The organism is Kitasatospora sp. NPDC057518, assembly GCF_042802075.1.
In the GTDB taxonomy this organism is placed as follows: domain Bacteria; phylum Actinomycetota; class Actinomycetes; order Streptomycetales; family Streptomycetaceae; genus Kitasatospora.
In genome coordinates this window covers 1-6,434 of sequence record NZ_JBHVEU010000491.1, presented here as the reverse complement: position 1 = coordinate 6,434, position 6,434 = coordinate 1, and the positions used below count along the sequence as shown (strand labels likewise).

Here is a 6,434-nt window from a genome sequence, read left to right as displayed (position 1 = left end):
GACTTCCCACTCCCCGGGGCTCCGCGGTGGCAGCCGTCAGCCGTCGCCCGCCTGCCGTGCGGGGGTCAGGGCCAGAGGCACTGCGACTGCGGGTCGAAGCAGGTGAGGCCCATCGAGGACGCCACCTTCGCGATGTGGACGCTGGCCTCCTCCACCATGCTCCAGCGGATCGGGAAGTAGATCAGCGGGCCGCTCGCCTCCCCGATCAGCGGGCCGGTCGACCACGGCGAGGTGTCGTCCTCGTCCTCGGCGAGGTCGGGCCACCGCTCCAGCAGCGCGGCCACGAAGGCCGCGATCCGCTCGGTCGGCGGAAGGTTCTCCCCGTCCGTGCCGAGGTACTGCTCGTACAGGTCGTCGAAGCACCGGCCCGCCGCGGCGTCGTCCGCGGGGCGCTCGCCCTCCCAGACCGCAAGGTCGTAACTCATGGGCGCAGCCTGCCACCCGGCACCGACAACCGCCCCGGAGCCCGTACGCGCAGGCCCGGCCTGTCGGGGGCCGCCGTCGTGGGGGAGTGGGAAGTCGGCGGGGCCGACTTTCCGCTCCCGGCGGCTCCCCGGTTCCCCGGGGCGGCTGCTCCGTGTGGCCGTCAGCCGGCCGGCTGTGCCCGCTCCAGGGCTTCCCGCAGCCGCCTGACCTCGGCGACCAGTCGTGGCACGTCCTGGCGGGCGGCGGCGATGAAGTCGAGGTCCGCGTCCGTCGCGGGGTCCGGTCCCGTCCGGGTGCGGCCGTCGGTGGTCCGGGTCAGGTGGAACTCGTCGTCCCGCGGCGCGTCGGGGCGCAGTTGGACGAAGCTCGCGCCGCCGATCCCCTGGCGGGTCTCCAGCCGGGCGACCCACGGCCCCGGTGTCGCGGCGCCGGCGCGCAGCTCGATCGCGGACAGTTCTTCCTCGGACAACGGCTCGTCGGACGGCATGCCCGGATCCTGCCCCGGTCCTCCGGGCCTGTCCAGGGCCACCCGGGCTGCCTTGAGCGGGGTGGCCCCGTCGGCTCAGTCCCGCCGGTTCGCCGGCCGGGCCTCGACCCACTGCGGTATCCGCTCCGGTGCCAGGAACTTCTCGTTGAGCACCAGCATCCACGCCAGCGCGATCATGCAGACGATCGGGATCGCGAGCAGCAGCACGATGAAGACGATCGGGTACGCGTGGCTGAACGCGTCGCTGTTGATCCCGAAGAGCGTCACGGGACCGGCGATGACGAGGGGCGCCACCAGCCAGCAGAACAGGTAGGTGCGGATCACCTCGCTCATGCGCAGTTCGGCCCGGCCCAGGAACACGTACTGCGTGGTGCTCGTCGAGGAGCCGTGCCGCCCGGAGACGTCGACCGTCTCGCCCTCCTTGACGTAGTAGCGTCCCAGCGGCCGGATCGGCAGCATCAGCATGGTGAACCAGTGGGTGGCGAAGCAGGCCCCCTGGGCGTCCGGCCGCGTCTTGCCCAGCATCGCCCGCCCGAACCCGTTGACCGTGCCCAAGCGCGGTGCCGTGCGCATCGGCATGACCCTGTCCGACATCTGCCCCCCATCCCGGCGACAACCGTTGTGATCCGATCAGCATGCCAGCGCCGTACGACACCCTCCCGGCGGGGTCGCAACACCTCCATCGGATCTCCCCGGTGACGGACGATCACCTCCCGCCGCCCGGTGGAGCGGGAAGTCGGCGGGGCCGACTTCCCGCGCGCGGGCGGCCCGCCGAAAGGGGCGGGCCAGGGGGCGCGCAGCCAGTAGACGGGGCGCGCGGCCAGCGGAGGGGGCGCGCGGGCGGAGGGGGCTCCGCGCTCTCGACGGATAGCTCTTACTGAGAGCTAAAATGAGGGTATGACCGCGACAGGGCCCGAAACGCTCGACGTCGCGCTGGCGGACGAGTTCTCCACCCTCCTCGTCGGCATCCAGCGCCTGGTCCGCCGCCGCCTGCGGCAGACGACGGACGAACCCCGCCTGCGCGGCGCCCAGGTCGAACTGCTGCGCCTGGTGATGGACAGCCCCGGACTGCGCGTCTCCGAGGCCGCCGAGGAGCTGTGCCTGGCCGGCAACTCCGTGTCCACCCTCGTCAACCAGCTCGTCGCCCGGAACCTGCTGCGCCGCGAGAGCGACCCCGCCGACCGGCGCGCCGCCCTCCTGCACGCCACCCCGGAGGCCGTCGAACGCATCGAGGCCTGGCGCCGGCGCCGCCGCGCGCTGATGGGCGACATCGTCGCCGGCCTGCCACCGCGCGAGCGCGAGGCCCTGGCCGCCGCCCTGCCCGCCCTGCGGCAGGTCGCCGAGGGCCTGCGCACCCCGCCGGGGGAGGAGGAACGATGACCACCGAGGACACCCGGGACACCGGGAACGCCGAGGACACCAGGGACGCCGCGGACGCGGTGGCCTGCCGGGGCCTGGAGTACACCTTCCGCCACGGCCGAGGGAAGGCCACCCGGGCCGTCGACCGGATCGACCTCACCGTCCGCACCGGCGAGGTGTTCGGCCTGCTCGGCCCCAACGGCGCCGGCAAGACCACCACCATCCGCGCGATCACCACCCTGCTGCCCGTCGGCGCCGGCATGGTCCGCGTCTTCGGCCACGACGCCACCCGCCACCCCATGCAGGTGCGCCGCCTGCTCGGCTACGTCCCCCAGCAGCTGTCCGCCGACGCCGGGCTGACCGGACGCGAGAACGTCGCCCTGTTCGCCCGCGTCTTCGACGTCCCGCGCCGCGAACGCGCCGCCCGCGTCGACCAGGCGCTGGCCGCCGTCGACCTCACCGAGGCCGCCGAACGCATGGCCGCCACCTACTCCGGCGGCATGGTGCGCCGCCTCGAACTCGCCCAGGCCCTGGTCAGCGCCCCGCGCCTGCTCGTCCTGGACGAACCCACCATCGGCCTGGACCCGATCGCCCGCACCGGCGTGTGGGAACGCGTCGACGCCGTACGCGCCGCCACCGGCATGACCGTCCTGGTCACCACCCACTACATGGACGAGGCCGACCGCCACTGCGACCGCATCGCCCTCATGGACCGCGGCCGCGTCCGCGCGCTCGGCACACCCGCCGAACTCAAGGACCAGGTACGGCGCACCGACCCGGCCCAGGCCGCGCCCAGCCTCGACGACGTCTTCCGCCACTTCGCCGGCCGGCAGCTGGCCGACGCCACCGAAGGAGACTTCAGCGATGTCCGCCGTACCCGCCGCACCGCAGGCCGCGTCGGCTGAACCCCCCGCCCCCCGCCCCGCCGCCGGCCCCGACCTCTCCCTGCTGCTGGTGCCCCCGCGCGCCCGCACCGGCTGGCGCCTGGTGCCCGCCCGCATCGGCGCGATGTGCGCCGTCGAACTGCAGAAGCTGCGCCACGACCGCACCGAGCTCTACACCCGGGCCGTCCAGCCCGCCCTGTGGCTGCTGATCTTCGGCGAGACCTTCACCCGCCTCAAGGCCATCCCCACCGGCGGCATCCCGTACCTGGACTACCTCGCGCCCGGCATCATCGCCCAGTCCGCGATGTTCATCGCGATCTTCTACGGCATCATGATCATCTGGGAGCGGGACTCCGGCGTCCTCACCAAACTGCTCGTCACCCCCACCCCGCGCGCCGCCCTCGTCACCGGCAAGGCCTTCGCCGCCGGGGTGAAGGCACTCCTGCAAGCCGTCGTGGTCGTACTGATCGCCGCTGCCCTCGGCGTCGCCATGACCTGGAACCCGCTGCGACTGCTCGGCGTCGTGGCCGTCGTCCTGCTCGGCTCGGCGTTCTTCTCCTGCCTGTCGATGGCCATCGCCGGCATCGTCCTCACCCGCGACCGCCTGATGGGCATCGGCCAGGCCATCACCATGCCGCTGTTCTTCGGCTCCAACGCCCTCTACCCCGTCGACCTGATGCCCGGCTGGCTCCAGGCCGTCAGCAAGGCCAACCCGCTCAGCTACCAGGTCGACGCCCTGCGCGGCCTGCTCATCGGCACCCCCTCCCACCTGCCCCTGGACTTCGCCGTCCTCGCCCTCGCCACCGTGGCCGGCATCGCCGCCGCCTCCGCCCTGCTCAGGCGCCTGGCGCGCTAGCCGACGCCGTCACCACCCTGCGGAAAAACGCGGTGACAGGCGCGGCGCCGCCCCGGGAGACTGCCCCAGACGTCCTGCCACGCGAAGTCGCCGCGGGCATCCGCACCGCACGGGCGAACGGCTGGACACCCGCCACCCCCGGCCCGCCCCTCACCCTGCACCTGTCCGCCGCCTGACCGGGAAGGAACGACACGACCCCATGACCCACGCCTTCCCCCAGACGGTGCTCCACACCCCGCGCCTGACCCTGCGCCCCTTCACCGCCGACGACACCGACGACACCCGCGCCGCCTGCGCCGACGACCTCACCCAGCACTGGCTGCCGCTGCCCCGCCCCTACACCCGCGAGGACGCCCACACCTGGTGCACCCGCACCGCCCACGACCTGCGCACCACCGGCGACGGCATCCACTTCGCCGTCACCGACCGCACGAACGGACGCCTGGCCGCCACCGTCGGCCTGAAGAAGACCGACTGGCGCTCCCGCAGCTCCGAAGCCGGCTACTGGGTCGCTCCCTGGGCACGAGGCCGGGGCATCGCCGCCGAAGCCACCCGCGCCCTGGCGCACTGGCTGCTCACCGCGCAGGCCTTCGAACGCCTGGAGCTCAAGGCCGCCACCGCCAACACCGCCTCCCGCCGCACCGCCCTGAACGCCGGCCTGCGCGAGGAGGGCGTGCTGCGCAACGCCGGCTTCACCCACCACGGCCGCACCGACCTCGTCCTGTACTCCCTCGTCCCCGCCGACCTGGGGTCGTCGCCGACGGCCTGACCTTGGACCCGGGCCCCGGGTCGGGGCGTCAGGAGGCGGTGCGGCGCACCGGGTGGCCGCCGGGGCCGGTGGTGAGCCAGGAGCCGTCGCCGAGTGGCCGCAGGTCGTACGGGTCCGCCGCGTGGGCGTCGAACTCGCCGTGGACGCGGCCGGTGCGGGCGTCGACGCGGTAGTGGCGGAACCAGTCCTCCTCGTCCTCGGTCTCGCCGACGAGAGTGGCCACGAGGGTGTCCGGGGTGAGGTGGCCGCCGCTCCACTCCAGGAAGACCGTGTCCGGGTCGTGGCCGAAGTCGTCGACGGTGAGGGTGAACACCGTCTCGCCGCCGGGGAAGGCGTGGACGGCGAGGTCCCTCTGGGCGTGGTCGACGGTCAGGAAGCGGTGCCCGTCGGGGGACAGGTCGATGAGGCAGCGGTCGTCCCACGGGTAGCGGAGGAGTTCCAGCCGGCCGCCGGCCAGCGACGCGCGGTAGACGGCGGTGCCGTCCTGCCCCTCGCCCACGTTGAGGAGCATCCCGCCGCTCGCCGGGTGGGCCAGCTGCACGCCGCCGTGCCCGACCGTCTCCAGGTCGGCCCGGGCGAGGACCGCCCCGCTCGCGGCGTCCACGGCGACCCACTGGTCCGGCCGGTCGCGGCCCGCCATGGCGTCGGGCCGGTAGACCCACAACACCCGCCCGTCCGGGGACAGTTCGCAGTCGGGCAGGTGGCCGTGGGCGTTGTCCGCCGCCGGTTCGAAGGGCGTGCGCCAGACCTCCGCGCCGTCGGCCGTCACGCAGACGGCCGCGTGGAGCGTCGTGTAGTAGGCGTGCCGCAGGTCGGCGGCGACGGCGTGGGCGACCACCCCGTCCCCGGGGACCGGCCGACAGGCCACCGCGGGCGACAGCACGCCCACGGCGCCGGCGGCCGGGGCGTAGGCGCAGACGAGTCCGTCGACGAGCCGGGTGGTGAGCCGGACGGGGTGCGGGGCAGCGGCCATCCCCGGAGGCTACCGAACCCGGGCGGGCGGCCGCCGTCGGCCCCGCCTCCGGCCGCTCCCGGCCGCCTCCGGCCGGTCAGGGGCGCCACTGCTCCCGGTAGCCGGGGTGGTCGTGGTAGGACTGCGCGAGGACGCGCAGCGCGTACGCGAGGCCGGCGGCGCGGGGGTCCGAAGGGTTCATCGCGATGCCCTCCTGGGCCAGCTGGTCGACCAGGTCGAGCATGGGCAGGTGGCTGTCGAGGAGCGCCTCGGGGCCGAAGACGTGCGCCACGTAGGCGTAGGCGTGGTTGTCTTCCTCGTTGCGTGCGCGCAGGAAGCGCAGGAGGTCGTCCATGGGCCCATCCTGGTGCGCCGCCTTGGCGGGCCGGGAGCCGGGGCCCTTCCGCCCGGAGGGCGCGGGGGCGGCTCGGTGCCGTGTGCCGCAGGCGGGCAGCGGGGGCCTGGTCGGTGAACGGGCTTGGCGGCGCGCCGGGTTGAGCGCGTCCCCGGCCGGCCGGGGACGCGGCTGTTCGCGGTGGTCGGGTGGCCCGCGCCCGTCGTCCCGTCGCGGCCGAACTTCCGTTCGTCCTAGGGGAGTTCGTGCGGGATGGCTGCCGCGCTCGGCGCCGTGGTGCCGTGTTCCACGGGGACGTTGCTTCCTCCCGTGGGGGCGCGCGCGGAGCCGGGCGCCGGCCGGGCTC

General features: G+C 74.4%; 9 protein-coding genes. 4 read left to right on the top strand and 5 right to left on the bottom strand.

What is annotated here, in order from left to right; all coding sequences use genetic code 11:
- Positions 1-65: 65 nt before the first annotated feature.
- The 3 genes from ACFU7Z_RS34110 to ACFU7Z_RS34100 all read right to left on the bottom strand — a co-directional run bounded on the left by ACFU7Z_RS34110 (position 66) and on the right by ACFU7Z_RS34100 (position 1,486).
- Positions 66-425: a hypothetical protein gene (locus ACFU7Z_RS34110; RefSeq protein ID WP_380781818.1), complete on the bottom strand. Its 360-nt coding sequence runs from the start codon at positions 423-425 to the stop codon at positions 66-68.
- A gap of 161 nt (positions 426-586) precedes the next feature.
- On the bottom strand, positions 587-913 hold the full coding sequence (locus ACFU7Z_RS34105; RefSeq protein ID WP_380740903.1) for a hypothetical protein: 327 nt from the start codon (positions 911-913) through the stop codon (positions 587-589).
- A 75-nt stretch (positions 914-988) separates the two neighbouring features.
- Positions 989-1,486: a hypothetical protein gene (locus ACFU7Z_RS34100; protein ID WP_380781816.1), complete on the bottom strand. Its 498-nt coding sequence runs from the start codon at positions 1,484-1,486 to the stop codon at positions 989-991.
- 324 nt (positions 1,487-1,810) lie between these two features.
- Here ACFU7Z_RS34100 and ACFU7Z_RS34095 point away from each other — a divergent pair, with 324 nt between their 5' ends.
- The 4 genes from ACFU7Z_RS34095 to ACFU7Z_RS34080 all read left to right on the top strand — a co-directional run bounded on the left by ACFU7Z_RS34095 (position 1,811) and on the right by ACFU7Z_RS34080 (position 4,781).
- On the top strand, positions 1,811-2,293 hold the full coding sequence (locus ACFU7Z_RS34095; protein WP_380781814.1) for a MarR family winged helix-turn-helix transcriptional regulator: 483 nt from the start codon (positions 1,811-1,813) through the stop codon (positions 2,291-2,293).
- A complete protein-coding gene (locus tag ACFU7Z_RS34090) occupies positions 2,290-3,177 on the top strand; it encodes an ABC transporter ATP-binding protein (RefSeq protein WP_117485394.1) in 888 nt (295 codons plus the stop codon). The genes ACFU7Z_RS34095 and ACFU7Z_RS34090 overlap by 4 nt, the downstream gene beginning before the upstream one ends.
- The gene (locus ACFU7Z_RS34085) at positions 3,137-4,012 is read left to right on the top strand and encodes an ABC transporter permease (RefSeq protein ID WP_380781811.1); all 876 of its coding nucleotides are present in this window, start codon (positions 3,137-3,139) and stop codon (positions 4,010-4,012) included. Before ACFU7Z_RS34090 ends, ACFU7Z_RS34085 begins: the two co-directional genes overlap by 41 nt.
- A 199-nt stretch (positions 4,013-4,211) precedes the next feature.
- Positions 4,212-4,781, top strand: coding sequence for a GNAT family N-acetyltransferase (locus ACFU7Z_RS34080; RefSeq protein WP_380781809.1), 570 nt, complete (start codon positions 4,212-4,214; stop codon positions 4,779-4,781).
- A gap of 28 nt (positions 4,782-4,809) precedes the next feature.
- Here the strand turns inward: ACFU7Z_RS34080 and ACFU7Z_RS34075 are convergent, their stop codons facing one another.
- Together ACFU7Z_RS34075 and ACFU7Z_RS34070 are read right to left on the bottom strand one after the other, a co-directional pair.
- Positions 4,810-5,754 (bottom strand): hypothetical protein, encoded by a 945-nt coding sequence (locus ACFU7Z_RS34075; protein WP_380781807.1) that lies wholly within the window; start codon positions 5,752-5,754, stop codon positions 4,810-4,812.
- A 76-nt stretch (positions 5,755-5,830) separates the two neighbouring features.
- A complete protein-coding gene (locus ACFU7Z_RS34070) occupies positions 5,831-6,088 on the bottom strand; it encodes a DUF6221 family protein (protein ID WP_049656647.1) in 258 nt (85 codons plus the stop codon).
- Positions 6,089-6,434 lie beyond the last annotated feature (346 nt).